Raw genomic sequence first — 25,313 nt, forward strand, 5'->3', positions numbered from 1 at the left:
TAGGTTTAATATCCAAGAAAAAAAAGTTTATTTTACAGCTTATTTTTTTCTAAATGACAAGAAAAGCAAACTGTTTTGTGATTTAAATGTTTGATATACAGTGGTGTTTTTGCTTTTTATTTTGAGATATTTTTAATAAAAAATAATTGTCAATAGAAAATTATTTAAACAGCTTAGTGGATGAAATACAAATTATTGATAGAAATACTTCCTTATTTAGAGCAATTTGAAAAGAAAGGAGATGGAGAGACGGTAAAAGACTTTATTAGTTGGATGCAAGGAACTCCAATCTTAGATGAAAGTGTGGGGAGCAAAAGATTAAAGTCGGTACCATTGCAGGGAAATATTAATGCTCAAATTTGTCAATTGATTGCATTAATGTATAAATACACTCGATTTTACTATAAAAAGGGATTTAAGAATTCACTTTTACAAACATCGGAAGATTTTGGTTTTTTGGCAACGCTAGCTACTTTTGGAGATTTACGAAAGAATAAATTAATTCAAAAAAATACTAGTGAATTTACTTCAGGAATGGAAGTTATTCGTAGGTTAGAGCGGAATGAATTGATTGAGTCTTTTCCTGATCCAGAGGATAAACGGGCCAAACGAGTGAAAATTACTGCAAAAGGTCAGGAGGTTTTTTTTAGTGCCTTGCCTATATTACAACAAATAGGTGCAATAGCGACAGGAGAGTTGACGGATATAGAAAAACAGCAATTGTTTGAACTATTGAATAAATTGAACTATTTTCATAATCCTATTTTTCACAATGAAAAAGACGCTCCTTTGGAGATAATTGTAGAGGACTATGTTGAAACATAATATATATTTGCTGGGTTTTATGGGCTCTGGAAAATCGCATATTGGCAAAATACTGTCAGAGGTATTAGACGTGCCATTGATAGATTTAGATGCCTTTATTGAGTCCGAAGAGGGATGTACAATCACTGATATTTTTGAACAGAAAGGGGAAGCTTACTTTCGGCAGGTAGAAACAGTGTGTTTACGGCAGTTAGAATCGGCTAGAGCAGTCATTGCTTTGGGAGGGGGAACGCCTTGTTTTTCGGGTAATATGCCTTGGATCAATCAAACGGGATGCAGTTTCTTTTTGGATCCGCCGATTGATGTATTGGTAGAACGTTTGATTGGCGAACAAGACAAAAGACCTTTGCTAAAGGGCAAAGATAGCGTGGCATTGCGTCTTTTTATTGAGCAAAAATTAGAAGAACGTCGCAATTTTTATGAGCAAGCAATTCATACTATAAAAGAAAACTATTCCGCAAGAATCGTATTTGAAATTCAACGCAAAATGAATCAGAAACTATTGTTACTACATGGAGCACTAGGGAGTGCTGAGCAATTAAGCCCCTTGAAACAGGCATTGGAACCTTATTTTGAGGTACATACACTTAATTTTGAAGGACATGGAGGAAGAGCGACAGAAGCAGCAAATTTTTCTATTGATTGTTTCACAGAAAATGTGTTGGAGTACCTCAATAAAAATAAAATTGCGCAGATTGATATCTTAGGATATTCAATGGGGGGCTATGTGGCTTTGAATCTAGCTCTGAAACATCCTAGCAAAGTTTTTAGGATTTTTACGTTAGCAACAAAATTTGCTTGGTCGGCAGAAAGTGCTTCTAAAGAAGTAAAAATGCTTGATCCAGTTGTGATAGAAAAGAAAGTTCCTGCTTTTGCAGAAACATTGAAAGAACGACATGCTCCCTTAGATTGGAAGGTTCATTTAAGCAAAACAGCTGCAATGATGTTAGCTTTGGGCAATGGTGCAAAGTTGTCTACAGAAGATTTTCAAAAAATTCAGCATAGGGTTTTATTAACAGTCGGTTCAAAAGATAGAATGGTTAGTGAAGAAGAGACTAGAGCGGTTGCCAATACTTTACCCAACGGGACGTTTAAATTATTAGAGGGAGTTAAGCATCCAATAGAACAAGTAGATGTGAAAACTTTTAGCCAAAAGGTAGTCTCTTTTTTTGATTAATACAAAGTCAACTTTAGCAATTGGGTTACTCTACAACCCAAGCTTTTTTGTTATAATTTTCTTGTAAAAAATCTAAATGCAACTTTAGTTCTTCTGGAGTACAAGTAATTTGAACACCAACTCTATTTAACCCATTTTTTACAGTTACCTCTGGTAGGTAATTGTCTTTTTCTAATTTTTTGGCCAGACGATCAGCATTTCTCTTTTTTCCAAAAGCTCCCAAAACAATAACATAATCTTCTGCATTTTTGTCTATCTCAGGCAACTCTTCAATCACTTTCTCAACAATTGTATCAACTGGTGTTTCTTCAACTTCAGGTTGGGTTGCTGTTGGATTACTTCCGATAGATGGGATCAAAGAAGCTTGAGAACTATTGTTTGTATCTTGAGTAGATGTATTGTTATTGCTAGCAATAGTTGTAGGTGGATTAGTGCTAGAAGTACCAACAATAGCCCGATAGATAAACGGTGTAGATAAAGCAAAAATAAAGACAGCAGCAATAGCAATCACTTTAGGTTGTGCTACAATCGACAAAATACCTGCTTTTTGTTTTCGTTTGATCGGAACTAAATGCTCTGGTATGTCTTGTTTGCTCAAGTAATCCTTATTGCGAAGAATTGGAGTACAAGCCAAACTAGGTAACCCATAAGCGTCTTTCAAGAAATTAGTATCAGCAGGAACAAATTCTAATTTAGAATCTGAGTTAAAATACAGTTTACCAATATTTTCAAAATGAACAATTTTATTGTTAAATAAATCAACTTCAATTTGACGACTAAAAGCCTCTACTTTTTGAGTAGCTTGTTTATAAGTTAAATGTTCTTTTTGAGCAATATGGTTGGCTAACAAGCCATCGTTGTTGACTAACTTGGGATTGAAGGAAACGACTTTTTGAGGAGGTAATAGACGCTGTTCTACAAAGTCAATTGATGCAGAAGCGTAATTGACAATAAAGCCCCCAATTGTGGGTATAATAACACAATCGTTTGAAAAAAGGAGTTCTTCTATGTGATAAGATAGATCCAAGCCAAGTCTAATTAGATAGATAGAAAAACTCTTTTCTATCTTGTTGATAATTTATTGAATGGTTATTTCCTCACGAATAATTTTGTTGTCGTAAGTATATAACTCTACAAAATAACTACCTCTTTTTAATTTTTCCAAATTTACTTCGTAAATAGTGTTGATTGGAAGGTCAAAAAGGTGATTATCTTCAATAACAATATCTTTTTCGGAAGACTTTAAGACCAAACGATTCATTTTGCCACCTAAAGATTCAAAATCTATATAAAGCAATTTGCCTTCTTGGTTGGTGTGAAAAGACCAATTATCTTCTTTGGTTAATTCATTTTCAAAATTAGCCCAATCAATATCAGAGGAAGGAGTAGAAACAATGGCAATGTCAGAGGTAGAAGCGGTTTGATGTTGTCCTATTGCGTATTGGCATAATAGGAGAATAAAGGTAATGCAAGTTACGGCCTTCATTAATTTTTTTTTTAGAAAATTTAGCGAGTTTTTTTCTTTTCTTAAAAAGTAGTTCAACATTGGAGAATAGCTATTTTTTTTATTTACTACAATGTTATAGGAACTTACTTTTGATGTCTTTTATTTCAATATTCTATCTATACGGCTATCAATAATAGGGTTTTTTGGTAGAATTACCAAATTTAGAATGCTTAATTTCTTTTTTTTAAGACAATGTTATAGTTTTAACAACCATTTGGTTAATAACAATTATAAAATAAAACCTTAATCAATAGGACACAAAAAATTATTATTAACCTAATATTTGAGGTACTAACCAAAGAGAATTATTCGTTTAAAGATAATATTATTATACTCTATTTACGGCTTCGTTTTGTATAGAATAAACCAATTACTATTATTAAACGTCGATATTCAATAATTATTTTATATGCCCATGTCCAAAATCTGTCATTTTTTTCTTCTTCTATTCTTGCTGTGCAATATCCCCATTTCTGTCAAGGCACAATTAAAACCAACCAAAACAGAAGCGGTTGTGACATTTATATTCACTAATCCAATGACAAAAGAACCCGTTGGAGGGAAGAAATTTGTATTAGAAGGACAAAAAAATAAAAAAGAACTCTATTTAGAGACGGATAAAGAAGGGAAAGCAGCTTCGTTGGTACCTATAGACGACATCTATGCAGTGCATTTGGATAATTGGCAGCGTTTTGCTTCGGTAACAATTCCCAAGGGGGAATATCAACGACACGAAATTCCAGTGCCTTTTTACGAAATGCCTAAAGATGGGAGTGCTTTGTTGATTGATATACCAGTGCATATTCGGCTCATTAACAGTGATAATAAGCCATCTAATTTGGTGGAAGAATTGACGATACGAAGTGGAACGAGCCGAAAAACACATCGGGTAACGACGGATTCGAATGGGCGAGCGGCACTTGATTTGCCAATAGGTTGTGAGTATATGCTAAATTTGAAAGGAGCACCGAATTATTATAAATTTGAAATTCCTAACAAACCTTACGCTGCTTGGACTGAGGATGTGTTGTTTGAGCGAAAATTAGGAATGGATAAATACCCATCTATTCATCGTGCATTATTTAATTTTGTATTTCAAGATTTGGATGGAAATTTGACCGAAGGAGAAACCTTTTGGTTGATTAGCAAAAAAGACGGGACTCGCTACGAAGGAGTGACAAATGCTTATGGGATTGCACAGATTTTGGTACCTCTAGATGATGTCTATGTGCTCAATGCGACTTATAATCTCAATTTTGGTGAAAAAGAAGTTGTTTTGGATCAGGAGAGTGATATTGTAGTTGAAACTATTGTTTATGAGTCGGTTACCTCTAAAGCATGGCGTGCTCGTCAAAAGAAACAGGAGCTCTTGGCTGCCCGTCGAGATTCTATAGCGGTGGCAGAAGAGTTGCGGCAAGCAAAAGAATTAGACTCGTTAAGGAAGCTAAATTTAGAAGAAAAATTGATACAAGAGCTGATTCGAAAAAATCAACCTATTCCGATTAAACGAACGTTTAAAATTAGAAAAGCGGTAAAAGCTAAGGTAGCAATCATAGAAGAGCAACTGAAGGTTAATCCCAATTATTTTGTGGATGAAGGGAAACCGATTTTGGCAACATTACAGCGTTTTAAGGAATCATGGAAAGGAAAAGTTGTAGTGACAGATATAACACAAAGTATGAACCCTTACTTGGAGGAGGTTTTAATTTGGCATTTGTTAAATCTAAAACAAGGAGAACACACCAAGTATTTATTTTTTAATGATGGCGATCAGAAAATGGCCAGCGCAAAAAAAATAGGAGCAACGGGGGGGATTTATGACTGTGAAGGTGCTTGGGAAGAATTGCCTTTAGTTATAAATACCATGCATCTGGCTATAGAACGAGGTTTAGGAGGGGGAGAGCCGCCCGAAAATGATTTAGAAGCGGTCTTAAAAGGCATTCAACAACGTCAAGATATAGAAGAAGTAGTGCTAATTGCAGATAGTTATAGTCGTGTTCGTGATATGGAGTTACTCTCACAAATCGACATTCCAATTCGAATTATTCTATGTGGAGCAGAAGAAAAAAATAGCTTTTATCAAGTACTTAAGCCAGATATCAACGAAGAGTATTTGACCATTGCCCATCGAACAAAAGGTTCTATTCATACTTTAAGACAAGATATTCTCAATCTTAGCGAAAAAAAAGAAGGAGAAATTGTTGAAATTGGAGCGCATCGTTATATATTGAGAAATAAACAGTTTATTAAATTAGACGATTAGTAAAAGATAAAACTTAACTGTGCTATTATTGCGTGGTTTTATATTTTTTTGAGTTTTAACAAAAAACTGAAAAATGCATTTTGGGATGGATTGGATGATTAATCCTTCCAGTATTAAAACAATAAGCCGATTAAAAGCCCCCGAAATCAATTTCTAATTGTTCCCAATTGGGACAAAAATGGCTTAGTAAGGCATTACTAGCATACGACTAAACTATAAAAGCATTATTACACATTTATGAATAATATTTCTATTGCTCCAGAAATAAGAAAAAAATGCCCTGATTTGGTTTTGGGCTGCTTCTCTTGTCAATTGACTTGGGAGGCTAGTTCAAAAGGACTCGAAAAAAAAATACAAGATACTTGCGCTTCTTTGGCTCAAGAGTTGACTAGACCAGAAATCAGTCAAATTGAAGCGATCGCTTCTTCTAGAGCAGCTTACAAGGCTTTGGGAAAAGATCCTAGCCGTTATCGTTTATCGGCAGAGGCTTTATTAAGGCGAGTAGTCTCTGGAAAGGGATTGTATCAAATTAATACGATTGTAGATACATTGAATTTAATTTCCATAAAGACGGGATATTCGATAGGAGGTTATGATGCTGCAAAAATAGAGGGGGATATTGTGTTGGGAATAGGTGCAAAAGGAGAACTTTATGAGGGGATAGGAAAGGGAGATTTAAATATTGAACATTTGCCTGTTTTTAGAGATAACAAAGGGGCTTTTGGTACGCCAACGAGTGACTCTACTCGAACGATGGTGACAGAAAATACAAGTTCTTTTTTGATGGTTTTTCTAAACTTTGGAAATCATGCCACTTTAAAAGATAGTTTGATACAGACCAAGAGCTTGTATGAGGAATATACGAATGCAACGGATTGCCAAACTTTAATTATCGAGTAATCTGATGAAGCAATTTTTTTTGTCAACGTTCTTTTTTTTGATAACATGTAGTGCAACTGCCCAACTGGATTTTGGACAAGGTTTTGGCGGGCAGATTGGTTTTTCTTTTAATTTGGGAAGCCATTTTAACCGAATTGGTTTGATCGCAAAGGTTTATTTCCATTACGAGCACATACAAGGAAATTTACAACTAGCAGGTTATTACAATCCACGTTCTTTTGCAACAGAAATTCCTTCTTGGGAGGGGCAGCTTAGAGTGGGAGTTGTAGCTGCTTTTGGAGCTAAAGATTCGGTGCATTACAGTCCTTTTATTCATGAAATTAGCAACCAAACAAGTCGCCCATATTCCATTGGTTATAGCTATAATTTTTATTTGGATAATATAAAAACTTCTCAATTAACTGGGACATTTGGTTTTGGAATTTATGGTTTTAGTTTGTTGATGGAAAATGATTTTTTGGCATTTTTTCAAGAGGATAAGCACAGAACTGGAGCGGTTGGTTTATATTATAGAATACAAAATACTCAAATTTCGATTGCTAATATTGCTTGGACAGCCGATCCCTACGGTCCAGGAAGCATTACCATGAAATCAAAGCAATTTCCTGCGAAATATGGTTATCGAGCCATGAAAGATGTTTTGTATCAAGAAAAAAGTGCTGGCGTATTGGCAATAGGAATAGAACAGTATCTAGGTTTTGGGCAATATTTAGGGGCAACGCTAGGGGTTGATGCAGATCAAGTAAGAAATGCTTTTCAAAATCTATTGATTCACGATTCCTTTTTATTAACAGATCCACATATTCCAATGATCGACACCGAAGGAAAACAATATTTGTACGAAGAAGGACAAAAAGTTCGACCTGCTAAATTGTTCTTTCAGATACAAGGAAATAATACGGCATTGTATTAGTTCAGCAGTCTGTTTGTTTTTTAGTTATTCGTATTATTCTATTTTAGAAGGGGTGCCCAGTTGACGATAAGCCCTCCATAGGAAAATAGCGGTTACCAACATTGACAAAACATCTGCAATAGGAAAAGCATACCAAATGCCATTAATCCCCCAAAAACGAGGAAGTATAAAAACCAATGGGATGAGGAAAAAACCTTGTTTGGTTAAGGTTAGTAATAACGCAGGGACGGCTTTCCCGATAGCTTGATAGTAGGAAGAACCAATCAATTGTATGAGTATCAAAGGCATTGCCATAAATACAATCGCCATAGCTTCGGGAGTAATTGCTAAAATCTCTTTGTTGGTAGAGAAAAGTTTAACAATTGTAACTTGAAAATACAGAATACAGATGTATATAAGAATCGCAATTAAGCTTCCATAAATAATTGATTTTCGAATGGTTTCTTTGACACGATGGTATTCTTTTGCGCCATAATTATAACTGGTAATAGGTAAAAAACCTTGTGTAATTCCTGTGATTGGGAACATAGCGAACATCATAACACGATTGATAATTCCATAGACCGAAATATAAATTTCGCTACGTCCATAAGTATATAAGGAGTGGTTGAGGACAATAGCCAAGATACTAATCACTCCTTGGCGTGCTAAGGAGACAAAACCCAAAGAGATAATTTCAGAAATAATGGACCAATGTAGGACTAAGTTTTTTTTACTAATTCTCAAATCGCTATCGCCTTTTACAAAGAACCAAATGGTATAACTAGCACTTACAGAATACGAAAAAATAGTAGCCAAAGCAGCTCCTTGCATTCCCCAATCAAGCCAATAGATAAAAATAGGATCTAGCACTAAATTTAAGATAGCAGGAACAAGCATTACATTCATAGCTATTTTGGGAAAACCTTGTGCTCGAATAACATGGTTGCTCATCATTCCCCACGACAAAAAAGGTATGCCTAGCAGTATGATGGTGAAGTATTCTTTGGCAAAGGGCATGATGTCGTCTTTGGCACCAAAGATCATTAATAACTCTTCTTTGAAAATCATTCCCATGATAACAAAAAAGGTAGCAATAGACATGTTTAATGTGATCTGATTGCCAAAGACTTGTTGTGCGTGTTGGTTGTCGTTTGCACCTAATGCTCTAGAAATGATTGAGGCGCCTCCAATTCCTATCGACATTCCAATAGAGGCGATTAAAAATGTAACAGGTAAGACAACTGAGATAGCTCCAATTCCCATGGCACCAACCCAATGCCCTACAAAGATAGTATCGACAATCAAATAGATAGACATGACTAAAAAACCAATTGCAGCTGGAATTCCTTGCTTGGCAATCAATTTGTCGATTGTCTCGGTGCCTAATTCGTTGGATTTTTTTTCTGTACTTAGATTATTGGGTTGCATACAAGTTCTGGAATATAAGTAAATGTTTAGAAAAAAATATAGCAACCATAATAAGTTACTGTTTGACTCATAAATGAGATGCGTGTTCAATAACTTTTACCGATAATTTTTTATGCTCACTTACTTAGGTGCTAATAAAAGAAATGTGTATTTTGTAATTATAATTTGTTGGTTTTGGTAAATTGTAAAGGTTTATTAAAGGCACTTATTTGCAAACATAATAAAGTAAGAATTGTTCATTTAGTTTAAAATAAAAAAGTCATTATTAAAAGGCATTAAACTTGTAAAACTGCTGGATTCTAGTATTTTAAATTAAAAGATATCTGCATTGTATTTCTTAAGTGTCACCAACTATTAAGTAAGTGGGCAGAAAAAAATATAGCTAAAAAAATAGACTTATTTTTAGTGCTAGTCAAAGAGAAAAAGTGCAGATTTAGCGGGCTAAAGCAAGATGTTTCGATGAAGAGTAGCGCAAAAAGAAAGTTGTTTTTTATATAGTTTTTTCTGAACGATTACTTATACTTATCAACTTAAAATTTTATAACTATGAAACGGGTAACAGGAATTGGAGGCATTTTTTTTAAAACAAAAGACCCTCAAAAAAGCAAAAATTGGTATCAAAATCATCTAGGGATAGAGTCTGACCAGTATGGGGCAACTTTTAAGTGGTTAGAAAAAGAAAATCCTGAACAAGAAGGAAATACGGTGTGGAATGCCTTCCCAGAAGATACAACTTACTTTAATCCTTCTGAACAGGAATTTATGGTTAATTACAGAGTAGATGATTTAGAGGCTTTGTTGACTAGTCTAAAAGAGGAAGGCGTAACGATCGTAGGAGAAATGCAAAGCTTTGAATATGGTAAATTTGCTTGGATTTTGGATCCTGATGGTTACAAGATTGAGTTGTGGGAGCCCGTAGATGAAAAACTTTAGAATGACAGTTCTATGACGTTGAATTAGAACAATTGGTCTTATTTTAGTGTTATCGAAACGAAAACAATGCATCTGTTGTTTTAAAGTGCCTTTATTCTTCTTTATTAAAAGTAGTAGTTCGTTGATTAGTTCGCTACGCTCATGAGGGTGCAAGCTTAGTTTTTTACTTTTTTACCAAAAAAATAAAAAAGCACATTTATATTAGTTTTGATAATCAAAGCTTTAGTGTGAAACGAAACAAAGGTGCAACTTGCTGATTATCAAACTAATAAGGTTTTCAACGAACTATTGTAAAAGCAATCCATGATGAAAAATTACTTACTTACTTTTCTGTTTACGGCTCCATTGTTTATGATTTCCTCGTTGATAAATGCTCAAGGTATTGATTTTGAAGCAGCAGACTGGGAGTCGGTAAAAGCAAAGGCGAAAGACTCGAATAAACCAATTTTTGTTGATACCTACGCCTCTTGGTGTGAGCCTTGTAAGTGGATGGATAACAATACTTTTTCTAAAGCCGAAGTCGGTGCGTTTTTTAAAGAAAACTACATTAGTTATAAGTTGGATATAGAAAAAGGAGAAGGAGTAGATTTTGCGAAAAAATATAGGGTGACTTCTTATCCAACTTTGTTGTATTTTGATGCAGAGGGGGAGTTGGTACACCGAATTATTGGTGCTTACAAAGCAGAAGATTTAATTACTAAAAGCAAAGAAGCTCTACTGCCTGAAAATCAAATTTACACTTTACAAAAGCAATTTGAAACGGAAAAAGATAACCCAGCTTTTCTTAAAAAATATGCCGAAGCATTGAAACGTGTTGGAGAAGATTATACCTATATAGCCGATGTATACATTGATTTGGTGGGGATGGAGGCACTAAAAGAGGCAGAGCATTTTGATGTTCTAGAGCATTGTATCAATAACTATAACCATAGAGCTTATCATTATGTCGTAGCTAACAAATCAGATTTTATCACAAGTTTGGGGATTGATAGAGTTGATAGTTATTTGGATGCCGCTTTTAACATTCGTTGTTATGAAATTATTGAAAATGGTTCGAGTCAAGTAGTTATTCGTGATTTTTTACAAGAAGTAAAACAAATTTTGCCTGATAGGGTAGAGTATTTTAAGACGAGAATTGATTTTTATAGCAAGCGTGGAGATGAGCGCAGAGATTATCGTTTGGCTCGCAAATATGAAAAGCATTGCAAAGATGCCAAAAGCTTGAATGGAATCGCTCGTTATATGTTGGATGTATATGGTAAAAGTAAAACGCAATTGAATGCGGCTTTGGAGTGGGTAGATCGAGCAATTTTGTTAGAAGAAAGTATCGCAACTCTAGAAACCAAAGCTTTGATTCTACTAGCCTTAGAAGATCGGGAGGCTGCTTTGGAGGTGGCCAATAAACAGTTAGAGCTGAGCAAAAAAGAGAATAAATACATCAAAGAAACAGAAGCTTTGATAGCTCAAATTAAGGGGGAATAATTGTTAAAATAAAAAAGCGTTGAAAGATTTCTAAATGATTCTCTCAACGCTTTTTTTTTACAAAAAACGAAGTATATTCTATACGTTAAACATAAATTCTAACAAATCGCCATCTTGAACGACATATTCTTTGCCCTCTTGACGCAAAGTGCCTGTTTCTTGGGCACCTTTCCAACCATTGTTGGCAATAAAATCATCAAAACCAACGGTTTTGGATTTGATAAATCCTCGCTCAAAGTCAGAGTGAATAACACCAGCTGCGGCGGGAGCTTTGGTTCCAACTTTAATGGTCCAAGCACGTACTTCTTTTTCTCCAGCAGTAAAGTAAGTGATAAGATTTAGAATACTATAACAAGCGTGAATCAATTTATTGACACCAGGCTCTGTCAAGCCTAAATCAGATAAAAATTCCATGCGTTCCTCGTAAGTATCCAACTCCGCTATATCAGCTTCAATAGCAGCACTAACTAGAATGATTTCTGCATTTTCATCTTTTACAGCTTCTTTAAAAGCTTCAGTATGTTCGTTGCCAGAGATAACAGAATCTTCATCAACGTTACAAACATAGATAATGGGTTTTGCAGTTAGAAGTTGCAATTGTTTGATAATAATTTCAGCTTCTTCTGTTTCGTAATCGTCAAAACTACGAACAGGTTTGCCATCTTCTAAGTGCTTCAACAAGTTTTCTAAGATAACGACTAATTTTTGTAGCGCTTTATCGCCACCTTTAGCCATCTTTTTTTGTTTTTGAATCTGCTTCTCAACACTTTCAATATCTTTGAAAATTAACTCCAAATCAATCGTTTCTTTGTCTCTAACAGGATCTACATCGCCATCAACATGTACAATATTACCATTCTCAAAGCAACGAACAACATGCACAATAGCATTTACTTCACGAATATTACCTAAAAATTGGTTGCCAAGTCCTTCCCCTTTACTAGCACCACGAATCAATCCAGCAATATCCACAATATCAATAGTAGTAGGAATTACTTTTTGAGGATTGATAATAGATTCTAATTTTGTCAAACGCTCATCTGGTACTGTAATCGTACCAATATTGGGTTCTTTGGTCGCAAAAGGATAATTAGCTGCTAAGGCTTTAGCAGAAGAAAGTGCATTGAAAAGCGTTGATTTTCCTACGTTTGGAAGTCCAACAATTCCACATTTTAATGCCATGTTGTATGTAAGTTAAATAGTTAGCAAATTTAGAAGTTAATGGCCACTTAATAAAATTTATAAATGCTTCAAAATGTCTAATAAAGACAGTTGTTTTTTGAAACATTTGAAACGTTATTGCCAAAACTTGCTGCAAAAATACAATTATTTGTCAAAGTCTGAAACAATAGTTCGCTGAAACCATGTAGTAGCAGCACAGCTAAATTTTATAAGCCTAAGAATTAACGACTTATGTTTTTATTTTATTTTGTATTAACCTTTTGATTATCAGTATTTATAATGCTTTTGAAATGCGAGGTAGTAGGAGCGAAACTAGCGGAGTTTATAACTCCATGAAATAAGCTACTATAAATGTGTTTTTTTCTCTTTCTGTTAACCAAATTTGCTGTGTGGTTTCTACTGATAGTACCGATGATTGCAGAGGATTAAAGAAAGCTTTTATCACTAGTTTTTCTTAATTCATCGTTTATAACAAGCCGTTCGTCTGATAATGTTGAATGTAATCCGAAACAAGCCCTTTCTCAATCCAATTATCGCTAGATATTTTTTAACTTAGAAGTTTCTATTATTACACATTACTCCGTTGAAAAATCGTATTAGTTTGATTATCAGTAAGATGTACTTTTGTTGATTTTTGTACTAAAAGGCTGATAATCAAACTAATGCAAGATGATTTTTTACGTTTTTCGTAGGAAAACTAAAAAATCAACGGAGTATTATTACACTAATACTACCAAAATACTACTCAAATGATAACAAATTGGAGATTATGCCTAATGGCATTATTATTCGTAGCAATAAATCAAGTATGGGCGCAGGATGGACCTCCTTTGTGGATGCGATATGCTGCCATTTCCCCAGACGGAAAGCAGATTGTATTTAGTTATAAAGGAGATTTATACAAGGTGCCTTCGACAGGAGGGACGGCAACAGCCTTAACATTGCACGATGCGCATGACTCTCGACCAGTATGGTCTAATGACGGTAAGCAAATTGCCTTTGCTTCTAATCGATATGGCAATTTTGATGTTTATATCATGCCAGCTACAGGTGGTCGTCCTACGCGTTTGACGTATCATTCCGCCAATGATTTTCCAACAGATTTTGCCAATGATGATAGCGGGGTGTTGTTTAGTTCGTTGCGCTTGGATAATGTTCAAAATAGAATGTTTCCTTCAGGACGAATGCCAGAATTGTATCAGGTTCCAACAAAAGGAGGGCGAGTGCAACAAATTTTGACCATCCCGGCTGATGATGCTGTATATTCAAAAGATGGAAAAATGATTGCTTATCACGATAGAAAAGGCTATGAAGATGAGTTTCGTAAGCATCATACCTCCTCTGTGACGCGCGATTTGTGGACGTATTCTATAGAGGACAAGAAATATACTCAATTAACTTCTTTTATCGGAGAAGATAGAAACCCTGTTTTTTCAAAAGACGGCAAGGAGTTATTTTACCTAAGTGAAGAAAGCGGGACAATGAATGTTCATGCAATTAAATTAGACGACCCCAAAAGCACCAGAAGGGTAACCAAACTAAAAAATCATCCTGTTCGTAACTTAACGATTTCTAATGAAGGGTTAATGTGTTTTAGTTATAATGGTGAAATTTACTTGCTGAGAGATGGCAACAAACCATTAAAAGTGTCGATTAACATCGTTGCAGATGCTCGTTACAATGAGGAAAAAACAGTTGCGATTAGTGCTGCACAAGAAATGGATGTCTCTCCAAATGGAAAAGAAATCGTTTTTGTCAATAGAGGAGAAGTATTTGTGACTTCTGTTGAAAGTGGTATGACAAAGCGAATTACCAATACGGCAGAAAGAGAACGTACAGCCAGTTTTAGCCCAGATGGACGTGCTATTTTGTATGCGAGTGAACGCAACGGAAGTTGGAACTTATATCAGACTAAATTAGGACGAGAAGAAGAAACGTATTTTTTCAATTCTACGATTCTTAAAGAAGAGCCTATCTTGGAAAGTAAAAACGAAACGTTTCAACCTGCTTTTTCTCCTGATGGCAAAGAGGTTGCTTTCTTGGAAGAGCGCACGGCTTTGAAGGTAATTAACTTGGAATCGAAGGCAGTTCGAGAGGTAATGCCTGCAGATAAGAACTATTCTTATGCAGATGGCGACCAAACTTATTCTTGGTCTCCAGATGGAAAATGGTTCTTGGTGAACTTTTTACAGCCTCAACAATGGATTTCTGAAGTTGGTTTAATTAAAGCCGATGGGAAAGAATCCGTCATTAACTTGACTCGTAGTGGTTATGGTGATTATGCGCCTAAATTTGTAATGGGTGGCAAAATGATTATTTGGGGATCAGGACGAGATGGTATGAAGGCGCAAGCTAGTTGGGGCGGACAGTCGGATATTTACGGTATGTTTTTGACAGAAGAAGGATGGGATCGTTTCAACTTGACAAAGGAAGAGTATGCTTTGTTGAAGGAAAAGGAGAAGGAAGACAAAAAGAAAAAGAAAACGGACAAAAAGGATACAGAGGAAGAAACTGAGGATAAAAAAGACCAAGATAAAGATAAAGAAGATAAGGATGGAGATGATGATGAAATTAAGTTGGAGGAAATAACAATTGATTTTGATGGAATTCACGATAGAAAAAAACGTCTAACCATTCATTCTGCTTCTATTATGGATGCTATTGTTTCGAAAGATGGTGAAAAGCTATATTATATGGCTAGCTTTGAGAAGGGCTTTGATTTGTGGGAAACAAACTTGAGAACTAGAGAGACAAAAATCTTAATGAAGCTAGGTGCTAGAGGTGGAGGAATGGAATTGTCTAAGGATGGTAAGTATCTTTTTGTTGTTAATGCAGGGCGTATCGCTCGCATTGAACTAGCTTCAAAGAAGAAAAAAGCGATTACTATTCGGGGAGAAATGATTTTGAAGGAAGCAGAAGAACGAGCTTATTTGTTTGAGCATGCTTGGAGACAAGTTGTTAAAAAGTTTTACAAAAAAGACTTGCATGGCGTTAATTGGGACTTTTATAAAAAGGAATATGCGCGTTTCTTGCCACATATTAATAATGGTTTTGATTTTGCAGAGATGATGAGCGAATTGTTAGGTGAATTGAATGCTTCTCATACAGGTTGTCGCTATCGTCCTCCTTATAATAGAACGGTCGATGCAACAGCTAGTTTAGGATTGTATTATGATGAAGGCTATAAGGGTAAAGGCTTGAAAGTGGCAGAAGTGATTAATAAAGGTCCTTTTGATAAAAAAGCGTCTAAATTGGAAGCTGGGCACATTATAGAAAAAATAGATGGTATCGAAATTCTAGCAGAGACCAATTTTTATCCAATGTTAAATAGAAAAGCGGGCAACTATACCTTAGTTTCTTTATTTGATCCAGCTTCTGGAGAGCGTTGGGAAGAAACGGTAAAGCCAATTAGCAGAGGAGCGGAGTTTAATATTCGTTATGATCGTTGGGTAGAAAACTGTAGGGAAACAGCAGAACGAGTTTCGAACGGTCGCATCGGGTATGTGCATGTTAGAGGAATGAATACAGAAAGTTATAAAACGGTTTACGAAGAAGTTTTAGGGCGTAATGCTGGCATGGATGCTGTTATTGTGGATACTCGCTTTAATGGAGGTGGTTGGTTGCACGATGACTTAGCAACTTTCTTAGGGGGAAAAATATATATGAAAATTTTGCCTCGTGGACAAGATATAGGAAGAGAGCCTATGTTTAAATGGTCTAAGCCATCTTGTGTTTTGATGGGGGAAGGAAATTATTCTGACGCGCATCTATTTCCATATGTTTACAAGGCATTGGGTGTAGGAAAACTGGTTGGAATGCCTGTGCCAGGAACGGGGACAGCTGTTTGGTGGGAACGTTTGCCCGGTGGATATGTTTTTGGTATTCCACAAGTAGGAATGGTTGGCAATGATGGTTCCTTTATGGAAAATACGCAGTTGGAGCCAGATGTGAAAGTAGCCAACGAACCATCAAAAGTAACCAATGGACAGGATCAGCAAATTGAAGCAGCTGTAAAGGTATTGCTTAAAGAAGTAGACGGAAAATAAGATTCAGCGAATAGTACTGTTTTGTTCAAAGCCTCTGTAAGATTTTCTTATAGAGGCTTTTTGTTGCAACACGAAAACAAAAAAGCTTGCAATTCCTAAGAAATGCAAGCTCCTGATAAGTTAAGTTATATGGTATCCAGAGGATAAAGTTATTTTACATGAACGCAAAGAAAACGACAGCAGCAACAATAAAAATACCTGTCATAATACTACCGACAATCATTCCTGCAAGCCCAAAGCCTCTCATGGTAAATTTATCAGGGTTTTTGGCATTCAAAATTAGTGAAATAATAGATATGGTCAAGCCTATAATGGCAAGTCCTAAACCACCTAATAATAAGCCCAAAGAAGTAATTCCTATAGCAATTCCAGCAACAGCAGCTGAAAGCAAGCTAGCGATAAATGCAACGAACAAAATGAAGGAAAGGATAGACAATACCATTCCAACAATTCCCAACGCAGGACTTCCAAAACCATCGTCTTTCTGTTTTTGAATTCCTCGAATTTTTTTCTGAATTCGTTGACGCTTTACAGTGTTTTTGCTTTTCTTCAAACGCTTTTGTAGTCTAGCTTGGCGTTTTTCAAGGCGATGCTTACGGCGGTTTTCCTTTTGGGTGACAGGGGGATTATCGTCTCTACTATCAACTTTTGAATATTCTACCGAAAAGCTTGAAAATAGAAGGGTGCAAACAAAGAGCAAACCTAGTAAAAATGGAGATTGGACAAATTTTTTCATCGTAATTCGAGTTTAAGATTAGAGTAGTTTACTAACCAAATGCAAGCTATCGAGCAAAGCTAGCCACAATGTATTTTACGAAGTGGGATATTCACAGGTATAGCTGTTTGATAATTAGACAACTACTAAGGTTAATGATAAATGGATTTCTAAACAAAGGTACAACTAATGTAGTGTAGATCAAAAAAAAACGGACTCGATTGATACGAATCCGTTTTTTTAACTATTCAGGAAATGAAAGGTTCACTTATTGAGTATAAAATTGCAACTTTTCTTTTGAGAAACGTCTAGTTCTTTCTTTCATAATGGCAATAGCCTCTTCGTCAGATGCAAATGTATTGCCGTTAATGTTGACTAAGTGCTTGGCTAAAATATCGTATCGTTTGACCATCAGTAGCACCCAAACTAATTGAAAATCTAGTCCTTCAAATATTAAAGATTTATTATCAGAGTATTTTTGCAAATTCTCTTGAAATTCAATCGGCATATCTGTCCAATGCATATTGGGAACCAAATGATGTCCAATGTGGTAACCATCATTGAAGCATTTTTGGTTGTATCCAGAATTAATGCAAGTAATACTACTTGTATAGTCGTTGTCGGGATCGTTGGGATCGACAAAGGCATGTTGTCCCCAATTACCAGACATCATAGCAAAACGAATAATTAACAATGGAATGATAAAAACAGTCATTGTAGCTCCCAAATTAACAAAAATACAAAGCAAGGCTAAAATGGATAGGTAAGTAAATTCTGCTCTAGCAGCCTTGATGCCGAGTGCTTTTCTTTTTTTGCCAAAGAAGTATTGTGCTAGTTCAATGATTCCTATTAATAAAAAACGCAAGTAATAGTGCAAAAAACCAAAGAAACTATCTCTTTGAAATGGCATTGTAGAGCTTTTGTCTTCTGGCATATTGCCCTCATTGTGGTGCATCCCCATATGATGGATGAAATACAATTCTGGTGATTGTCCCAACAGAGGCCCCAAAACCCAAGGAATGTATTTGTTCCAAACTTCGTTTTCTCGTTTGAAAAATGGTCGATGACTTGTATTGTGCAACATTAAGGTGTAAGGTCCCAAAAAGACAACGATAGTTAAAAATAGATGAAATGCCGCCCACGCCCACCAATAGTTGCCTTGCAATAAAGGGGAGTACAAAAGGATAGCAGATGGTATTAGTATAAATGTAATTTTTAGCATTAAATGAATAAAAGGCAAGTCTCTTTCATCTCTAATTTTAGTGACAAAAAATTTATCCATTCCTTTCAATTCTTTTTTTACGAATATTGGATCCGTAATTTTTGGCAGTTCTCTCATTATAAACTTGATTGATTTCAAAATTTCAGCAATGATTACATGTTCTTACAGGCACATAACACAATGCTGTCCTATTTCTTGGTGCAAAGATACGTTTTTTTGACGAGTTCTTAGTTTTCGATTCTAAATTGTTCCATAGAATTTTTAAAAGATAAGCCTTATTGATTATTGGTCAAAACGATGTTAATAGAGAATAATCAATGGTTCTATCTAGTTAGACGATAAAAATAAGAAATACCCCTAAGAGCTGTACAATACTTGGTGTAAATACCTATTGAGATTGCCACGATTCGAGGCAAAATTTAAGGCAATTGATATTGGTTGGATATTCCCACAATTCGGCTAAACGGTGTGATTTTTTAGGAACAACTTTGAATTGATGCTCAATGCCTTTGGAGTGAAAAAAGGTACTCATATTAGGACTTCCTTTTCGCTTGTTGTTCAACACATATTGATCGTTTTCACCAATAAGCATATAAATAGGAACTTTGCGTTGTAAAAGTACTTCCAAATTTTGATTGGCAGCCTGTTGCAATCGTTCCACCGCATAATCGCTGACAAATGCACTAGAGACAACAGAGGCGAATTGATTCGGAAAGTAAAGCGCAAAGTTTAAAGCTCCTGTCGCACCTCTAGAGTGTCCTAAGACAGAAATTTTGGAAGGATTTAGGCTAGTATGGAAATTCCTATGGCAATAACGTCTCAATTCTTGGGCATCCAAACTAGTTATCATCGCTTCATTGGAGTTGGAATACCACTGCATTTTATTAGTGTTTGTGCCACCTCGTACGGCAATTAATACAAAGTTATCTGATATAAATTGTTGTTTTATCCAGTGATTTAGACTGGAGGCAGGAAGAGCTCCCAAAAAAGTAAATTCATCTTCTCCTTGACCGTGAAGCAAGATCATTAAGCCATATTCTTCCGTGTTGTCTTTTGACCAGTTGGGAGGTAGGTAAACATTAAAATCAACATGCCCTCTTTCTTTGCTTTTAAAAGAGCCATGAGTATAGTTTCCAGTTTCAAATTTTATGGCACTTTGAGGAAGTATTTTTTTTGATTGGATGTCATTGTCATTAGAGCAACTCAATATAAACGTAGAGCAGATAAGAACTAAAAGATGAATTAGTAGTGATGGGAATATTTTCATTAAGTTGACTTTTTTGTAATAATGTTTTACTCAGACTTAGTTTTGTTGCTTTTTAAAAAGTTGAAAATAAATCATTCTATGCATCATGAGTAGGTTCTATAAAATGGTTCGCTGTTTTTTTTATATGAAAAAGCAGCGAACCACGAATACAAAATAATAATTACTTTATCGTAATTTCATCGGCAAAGATCCAAGTGTTTCCTCCTGCACCAAGATGCCATTCAGGGCAAACGCCATAATTAGTTGCCAAAACTTTGACATAACGAGCCATTGATTTTTTATCCAAATCAAAGACTAAATTTTCGGTAAAAGCACCGTATTTATTATCTGGAAAATCACTAGAAGTCTCTCCCACTGCTTGGAAGTTTTTGCCATCTTTTGAGATGAAAAACGCTACTTTTTTAGGATAGAAAATCCAAGATTGAATATCCTGCAAAAATCCCACTTCAATGCTAGCAATAGATTTTGGTTCTCCTAAATCAACAATAACATCCAAATCTTTTTGGTAGCCTTGCCAAGAACCTGTTCTAAAATTAGCTCCTCCCCGCAAATGATCAATCAATGCCTTGTCACCTCCCGCAGCGTACTGGTTTTCGTATTGGCTATTGATTGTAATGGCACGGTTGTCATTGATTTTAATAATTTCTTCTTGAATAACAGCACTTTCTTTTCCTTCTGGATTGATAGCAATTAATTGAAAATTAGTAGTTTCTTTGATAACAATTCCTTCTGAATAAATAGGACTTTGAGCGGTTGGTTGGCTGCCATCTATGGTATAGTGAATCATACAATCTTGACAAGCTGCTCCCATTTCTACACGCATTTCATCTACAAAAGTTTTCCCTGTTGCTAGCAAATATGGTGCAGGAACAATCAATGCCTCTGTAATTTGAGAAGGAGGAATGGCTTCTTTTGAAGCAGCCCATTGTTTATTAGGCTGGCTTCCCATTTCAAAAATTAGTTCGCCTCCTTTCATAATAACATCATGTTGAAGATAACCTAGATTATAATCTTTTCCATTGAGTTGAACCGATTGCACGTATATATTTTTAGAGTTCAACCCGTTTGCTTTGATGGTAAATTGTTTTCCGTTTTCTAGATTTAAACGAATTTTTTCAAAGGTTGGACTGCCCAATGTATAGTAATCGGTCCCAGGAGTAACAGAGTAAAAGCCCATTGCACTAAGGTTATACCAAGAAGACATTTGCCCACAATCTTCATTACCAGAAAGACCATCAGGAGCATTTTGATACATCTCTTGCATGATTTGATGCACTCTTTCTTGCGTTTTCCAAGGCTTTTGGATGTAATTATACAAATAAGCGACATGATGACTCGGTTCATTGCCATGGGCATATTGCCCAATCAACCCTGTAATATCTACTTGATGTCTACCTTCTAATGTGCTTTCAGTGGTGAATAATTGATCTAGCTTTTTTTCAAAACTATTGGAACCTCCCATCAATTGAATCAAACCTTGAATGTCTTGTGGTGCAAACAGCGTATACTGCCAGCCATTCGCTTCTGTATAATTAAAGTTGACTTCACTTGGCTCAAAAGGAGAAAACCACCCTCCATGTATCCTACCTCGTAAGAAGCCACTATTGGGATCGTATAAATTTTTGTATCCCTGTGCACGTTGAAGGTAAGATCGGTACAAAGAATCATTTCCAATTGCTTGAGCAAATGTGGCAATACACCAATCGTCATAAGCATACTCCAATGTTTTTGAAACCGATTCGGCTTCTTCGTCACAACCTATAAAACCTTTGCCTTTGTAAAAAGATAAGCCTAAATGGTCTTTCATAGCACTGTGTTGCATGGCTTCTAAAGCAAGTTGAGTATCGAAATCTTGAATTCCTTTTGCATAAGCATCAGCAATAACAGAGACAGAATGATAGCCAATCATACAACCAGTATAATTACCCGCTAGTTCCCAAACAGGAAGTTGCCCTCCTTGCTGATATTGAGCCAAAAAAGTTTTGATAAAATCGGTGGTTCGTTTGCGTTGCAAGATTGTATAAAGCGGGTGGGTGCCTCTAAAGGTATCCCATAGGGAGAAAATAGTATAGTTGTCAAAGTCTTTCGCTTGGTGTATCTTCAAATCAGTACCACGATATTTACCATCGACATCCATAAATAAATTAGGAGCTAAAAAGGAGTGGTAAAGCGCTGTATAAAAAATTGTTTTTTGGTCTTCTGTACCTCCTTCTATTGCTACTTTTTGCAATTCTTTTTCCCAAGCTTGATTAGCAGCCGTTCGAACTTTTTCAAAATCCCAATGCGCAATTTCTTTTTCTAAATTCTTTTGAGCGCCTTCCATAGAAACACTAGAAATGCCCACTTTTACTAACAATTCTTGATCGTTATTATCAAAATTAAATTGAGCATGAACCACTTCTTCTCGATCGTTCTTTAGCAAAGCTGGTGCTTTGAATGGCTTTGAGAATTGTAAATAGAAATAAAAATGCTGATCCGTTGCCCAAGCATTAGAGCGTCGAAAACCTCGAACGGTTTGCTCGTCTACTATTTCCAAACTGGCAGCTAAGAGCTGATCTCTATGTTGTAAATCTAATAAAACATTTTGTAGGGCGCCTTTTGGAAAAGTGTACTGATGCATTCCTGCGCGAGCTGTAGTAGATAGGGCAACCTGAATGTTTCCTTCTTGGAGCTTTACCTCATAGTAACCTGCCGACGCTTTTTCGGTATTTTTTTCAAAAGCAGATTTATACTTTGTGTATTCTAAACTCGGAGGGATTGTCTGGCTGTGTGGCATTAACAATAAATCGCCATAATCAGAAACCCCCGTGCCACTTAAATGTGTATGGCTAAAACCATAGATAACCGAATCGGTATAATGGTATCCAGAGCAACCGTCCCAACCCGTCAAGCGAGTGTCAGGGCTTAGCTGCATCATGCCAAATGGAAGTGTTGCACCAGGATAAGTATGTCCGTGTCCCCCTGTTCCTATAAATGGGTTAACGTATTGTGTGTAAGTGGTAGAATTGTTAGAGGAGTTGGGTTGAGGTGTTGTGCAACCAATGATGAAGACTATAAAAAAAGATAAGAAGAACTTGTTCATTGTATTTTATGGAAATTGAATAAAGGAAGATAATAATGTTTAATAATCAAGTTACAATAGTTCGTTGAAACCACGCAGTAGCAGCGAAGCTAAACTTTATTAGTTTGATAATCAATAAGTTGTATCTCTGTTCTGTTTTGTGTTAAAAATTTGATTATCAAACTAATATAAATGTGCTTTTTTATCTTTTTGGTAAAAAAGTAAAAAACTAAGCTTGCGCCCTCATGAGCGTAGCGAACTAATCAACGAACTACTACAAGTTAAAGTTAAGAACGTTTTTTTAAGTACGAAGCATCGTGAATATAATTAAATTGAAATAAATAGGCTTGTTCCTTTCTTGAACTTCTTATCTTGTGCGAATTATTGGATAGAATTAAAAAAGACATTATGACAGATAATGAACTGCACTATCGAAAATTAGAACGAATGTACCTAGAAGGGGCATCTATTAACAGTAGTTTTTATGAAACTACAACATTGCACATAGAAGAAGAAAAGGCAACAATTACCTTAGAAATATCGCCTAAGTATTTTCATGCTTTGGGAGCAATGCATGGAAGTGTTTATTTTAAACTATTGGACGATGCTGCTTTTTTTGCTGTTAATTCAATTGTTAAAGATGTATTTGTATTGACTACAAATTATAATATTAATATTATACGTCCTGTTAGTCAGGGAGTTCTTAAAGCAATCGGAAATGTCAAATTCAGCTCTAAGAATTTATGGATTGCAGAATCAACGCTTTACGATGAAAAAGGAAGACCCATTGCTTTTGGAACAGGGCATTTTGCAAGGAGTAAAGTAGCTCTAACTGAAAAGATAGGTTATTGCTTGCCTTGGTAATGTTTTGTTTATCAGTTAGATGTAAGTTTTTTTTTTGATGCTAGCGAATACAGCTTAGTAAATTATAAATAGAATGGAAGTAATCAATACAACAATAAGCGAAGAAGACATTGCTTTTGACAAAGAACATTTGTGGCACCCTTATACTTCTTTGACCCAGCCACTCCCTGTTTATCCCGTGGAATCAGCGGAAGGAGTAAGAATTCATTTGACAGACGGTCGTACATTGATAGATGGAATGGCAAGTTGGTGGTCTGTCATTCATGGTTATAATCATCCAAAGTTAAATCAAGCGGTTGTCAATCAAACTCAAAAAATGGCGCATGTGATGTTTGGAGGGTTGACGCATCAGCCAGCGATTGATTTGGGTAAAAAGTTAGTTAACTTGACACCCAAGGGCTTGGAAGCAGTATTTTTATGCGATAGTGGTTCTATCTCCGTAGAGGTGGCTATGAAAATGGCGATACAATATCAGCACGCTCTAGGAAAGCAGAATCGCTCCAAGTTTTTAACCTTAAAAAAAGGTTACCATGGAGATACTTCTGGCGCCATGTCTGTTTGTGACCCTGTATCTGGAATGCATCATTTGTTTCGAGATTTTATGCCACAACACTTTTTTATGGAAGCGCCAGAACGTGGTTTTGAAGAAACTTTAGCAGCAGGGGAAATTGAAGACATCGAAATGTTTTTTGAATTACATGCTAAAAATGCAGCTGCTTTTATATTGGAGCCAATTGTCCAAGGTGCAGGGGGAATGCGTTTTTATGCCCCTCAGTATTTAAAAGAGATTCGTCGCCTTTGCTCAATGCATGGCTTGTTGCTAATTGCAGATGAAATTGCAACAGGATTTGGGCGTACAGGGAAGTTGTTCGCGGTGGAGCATGCGGATATTTTGCCTGATATTTTATGCGTAGGAAAGGCGTTGACAGGTGGTTACATGACATTAGCAGCTACAATTTGTACTAGAAATGTCGCTGATACAATTTGCAATGGAGAAGCAGGGGTAATAATGCATGGTCCAACATTTATGGGGAATCCTTTGGCTTGTGCTGTTGCGAATGCTAGTCTAGATTTATTGCAACATTCAAATTGGCAACAGAACATTACCTCTATTGAAGTTGTTCTGAAAACAGAATTGTCAAAGGCAAAAGCATATCCTTTAGTAAAGGATGTACGTGTTTTGGGCGCAATAGGCGTCATTGAAACAACTGTTCCTGTCAATGTACAGGAAACGCAAGCCTTTCTGGTCAATCGGGGCGTATGGATTCGTCCTTTTAGAAATTTGCTTTACATTATGCCTTCTTACGCTATGTGCAAAGAAGATTTGGAGCATGTTTGTAGAATGATGGTAGAGGTGGTGCAGCAAGAACATTGTTTTAATAAAGTGTAGTTTATTTAATGATAAATTTTACTCATTTAAAAAATTACCACCATTTGAATCTATGACATTATTAATCTTTTATTTTTTACTGAGTTATTGAATCAAGTTGTTATGTTAGCTAAATGCAAAAACCTTTCTTTTAGTAGAAGAGAGCTGTTTTTATGC

The 25,313-nt window shown here is 35.8% G+C and carries 18 protein-coding genes; 10 read left to right on the top strand and 8 right to left on the bottom strand.

The window, feature by feature from the left end; genetic code table 11:
* The first annotated feature begins 180 nt into the window (after nt 1-180).
* On the top strand, nt 181-825 hold the full coding sequence (locus CG11_RS00740) for a MarR family winged helix-turn-helix transcriptional regulator (protein WP_052592117.1): 645 nt from the start codon (nt 181-183) through the stop codon (nt 823-825).
* Nucleotides 812-2,002: an alpha/beta fold hydrolase gene (locus CG11_RS29630; RefSeq protein WP_081909418.1), complete on the top strand. Its 1,191-nt coding sequence runs from the start codon at nt 812-814 to the stop codon at nt 2,000-2,002. The genes CG11_RS00740 and CG11_RS29630 overlap by 14 nt, the downstream gene beginning before the upstream one ends.
* Nucleotides 2,003-2,027: 25 nt before the next feature.
* Here the strand turns inward: CG11_RS29630 and CG11_RS00750 are convergent, their stop codons facing one another.
* Both CG11_RS00750 and CG11_RS00755 read right to left on the bottom strand, forming a co-directional pair.
* Entirely contained in the window at nt 2,028-3,029 is a 1,002-nt protein-coding gene (locus CG11_RS00750; protein WP_052592119.1) for an SPOR domain-containing protein, read from the bottom strand.
* Between the two features lie 51 nt (nt 3,030-3,080).
* Entirely contained in the window at nt 3,081-3,488 is a 408-nt protein-coding gene (locus CG11_RS00755) for a hypothetical protein (protein WP_156039613.1), read from the bottom strand.
* Between the two features lie 430 nt (nt 3,489-3,918).
* On the opposite strand from CG11_RS00755, the gene CG11_RS00760 reads away from it, so the two are divergent.
* The 3 genes from CG11_RS00760 (at nt 3,919) to CG11_RS00770 (ending at nt 7,585) form a co-directional block, all read left to right on the top strand.
* Complete coding sequence (locus tag CG11_RS00760) at nt 3,919-5,772, top strand: hypothetical protein (RefSeq protein WP_052592123.1); 1,854 nt, start codon at nt 3,919-3,921, stop codon at nt 5,770-5,772.
* A gap of 237 nt (nt 5,773-6,009) precedes the next feature.
* Nucleotides 6,010-6,672: a B3/4 domain-containing protein gene (locus CG11_RS00765; protein WP_052592125.1), complete on the top strand. Its 663-nt coding sequence runs from the start codon at nt 6,010-6,012 to the stop codon at nt 6,670-6,672.
* Nucleotides 6,673-6,676: 4 nt separating this feature from the next.
* Nucleotides 6,677-7,585, top strand: coding sequence for a polymorphic toxin type 23 domain-containing protein (locus CG11_RS00770; RefSeq protein WP_052592127.1), 909 nt, complete (start codon nt 6,677-6,679; stop codon nt 7,583-7,585).
* A gap of 33 nt (nt 7,586-7,618) precedes the next feature.
* On the opposite strand, the gene CG11_RS00775 is transcribed toward CG11_RS00770, so the two are convergent.
* Nucleotides 7,619-8,995 carry an MATE family efflux transporter gene (locus CG11_RS00775; protein WP_052592130.1) on the bottom strand — a complete coding sequence of 459 codons (1,377 nt, stop codon included), beginning with the start codon at nt 8,993-8,995 and terminating at the stop codon, nt 7,619-7,621.
* 546 nt (nt 8,996-9,541) lie between these two features.
* Here CG11_RS00775 and CG11_RS00780 point away from each other — a divergent pair.
* Both CG11_RS00780 and CG11_RS00785 read left to right on the top strand, forming a co-directional pair.
* The gene (locus CG11_RS00780; RefSeq protein WP_052592132.1) at nt 9,542-9,928 is read left to right on the top strand and encodes a VOC family protein; all 387 of its coding nucleotides are present in this window, start codon (nt 9,542-9,544) and stop codon (nt 9,926-9,928) included.
* 306 nt (nt 9,929-10,234) lie between these two features.
* Complete coding sequence (locus CG11_RS00785; RefSeq protein WP_052592134.1) at nt 10,235-11,410, top strand: thioredoxin family protein; 1,176 nt, start codon at nt 10,235-10,237, stop codon at nt 11,408-11,410.
* A 78-nt stretch (nt 11,411-11,488) separates the two neighbouring features.
* On the opposite strand, the gene ychF is transcribed toward CG11_RS00785, so the two are convergent.
* Nucleotides 11,489-12,592 (bottom strand): redox-regulated ATPase YchF, encoded by a 1,104-nt coding sequence (gene ychF / locus CG11_RS00790; protein WP_052592136.1) that lies wholly within the window; start codon nt 12,590-12,592, stop codon nt 11,489-11,491.
* Nucleotides 12,593-13,368: 776 nt separating this feature from the next.
* Here ychF and CG11_RS00795 point away from each other — a divergent pair.
* Complete coding sequence (locus CG11_RS00795; RefSeq protein ID WP_052592139.1) at nt 13,369-16,638, top strand: S41 family peptidase; 3,270 nt, start codon at nt 13,369-13,371, stop codon at nt 16,636-16,638.
* Nucleotides 16,639-16,792: 154 nt separating this feature from the next.
* Here CG11_RS00795 and CG11_RS00800 read toward each other — a convergent pair whose 3' ends face one another.
* From CG11_RS00800 to CG11_RS00815, 4 genes are all read right to left on the bottom strand, one after another.
* Nucleotides 16,793-17,374, bottom strand: coding sequence for a hypothetical protein (locus tag CG11_RS00800; RefSeq protein WP_052592141.1), 582 nt, complete (start codon nt 17,372-17,374; stop codon nt 16,793-16,795).
* Nucleotides 17,375-17,621: 247 nt separating this feature from the next.
* A complete protein-coding gene (locus CG11_RS00805) occupies nt 17,622-18,692 on the bottom strand; it encodes a fatty acid desaturase (RefSeq protein ID WP_052592142.1) in 1,071 nt (356 codons plus the stop codon).
* A gap of 271 nt (nt 18,693-18,963) precedes the next feature.
* A complete protein-coding gene (locus CG11_RS00810; RefSeq protein WP_052592144.1) occupies nt 18,964-19,842 on the bottom strand; it encodes an esterase family protein in 879 nt (292 codons plus the stop codon).
* A gap of 160 nt (nt 19,843-20,002) precedes the next feature.
* Nucleotides 20,003-22,924: a GH92 family glycosyl hydrolase gene (locus CG11_RS00815; protein ID WP_052592146.1), complete on the bottom strand. Its 2,922-nt coding sequence runs from the start codon at nt 22,922-22,924 to the stop codon at nt 20,003-20,005.
* Nucleotides 22,925-23,311: 387 nt separating this feature from the next.
* Between CG11_RS00815 and CG11_RS00820 the strand changes: the two genes are divergently transcribed.
* Both CG11_RS00820 and bioA read left to right on the top strand, forming a co-directional pair.
* Nucleotides 23,312-23,767, top strand: coding sequence for a PaaI family thioesterase (locus tag CG11_RS00820; protein ID WP_052592148.1), 456 nt, complete (start codon nt 23,312-23,314; stop codon nt 23,765-23,767).
* A gap of 73 nt (nt 23,768-23,840) precedes the next feature.
* On the top strand, nt 23,841-25,157 hold the full coding sequence (gene bioA, locus CG11_RS00825; protein WP_231512745.1) for an adenosylmethionine--8-amino-7-oxononanoate transaminase: 1,317 nt from the start codon (nt 23,841-23,843) through the stop codon (nt 25,155-25,157).
* Nucleotides 25,158-25,313 lie beyond the last annotated feature (156 nt).

The organism is Aureispira sp. CCB-QB1, assembly GCF_000724545.1.
In the GTDB taxonomy this organism is placed as follows: domain Bacteria; phylum Bacteroidota; class Bacteroidia; order Chitinophagales; family Saprospiraceae; genus Aureispira.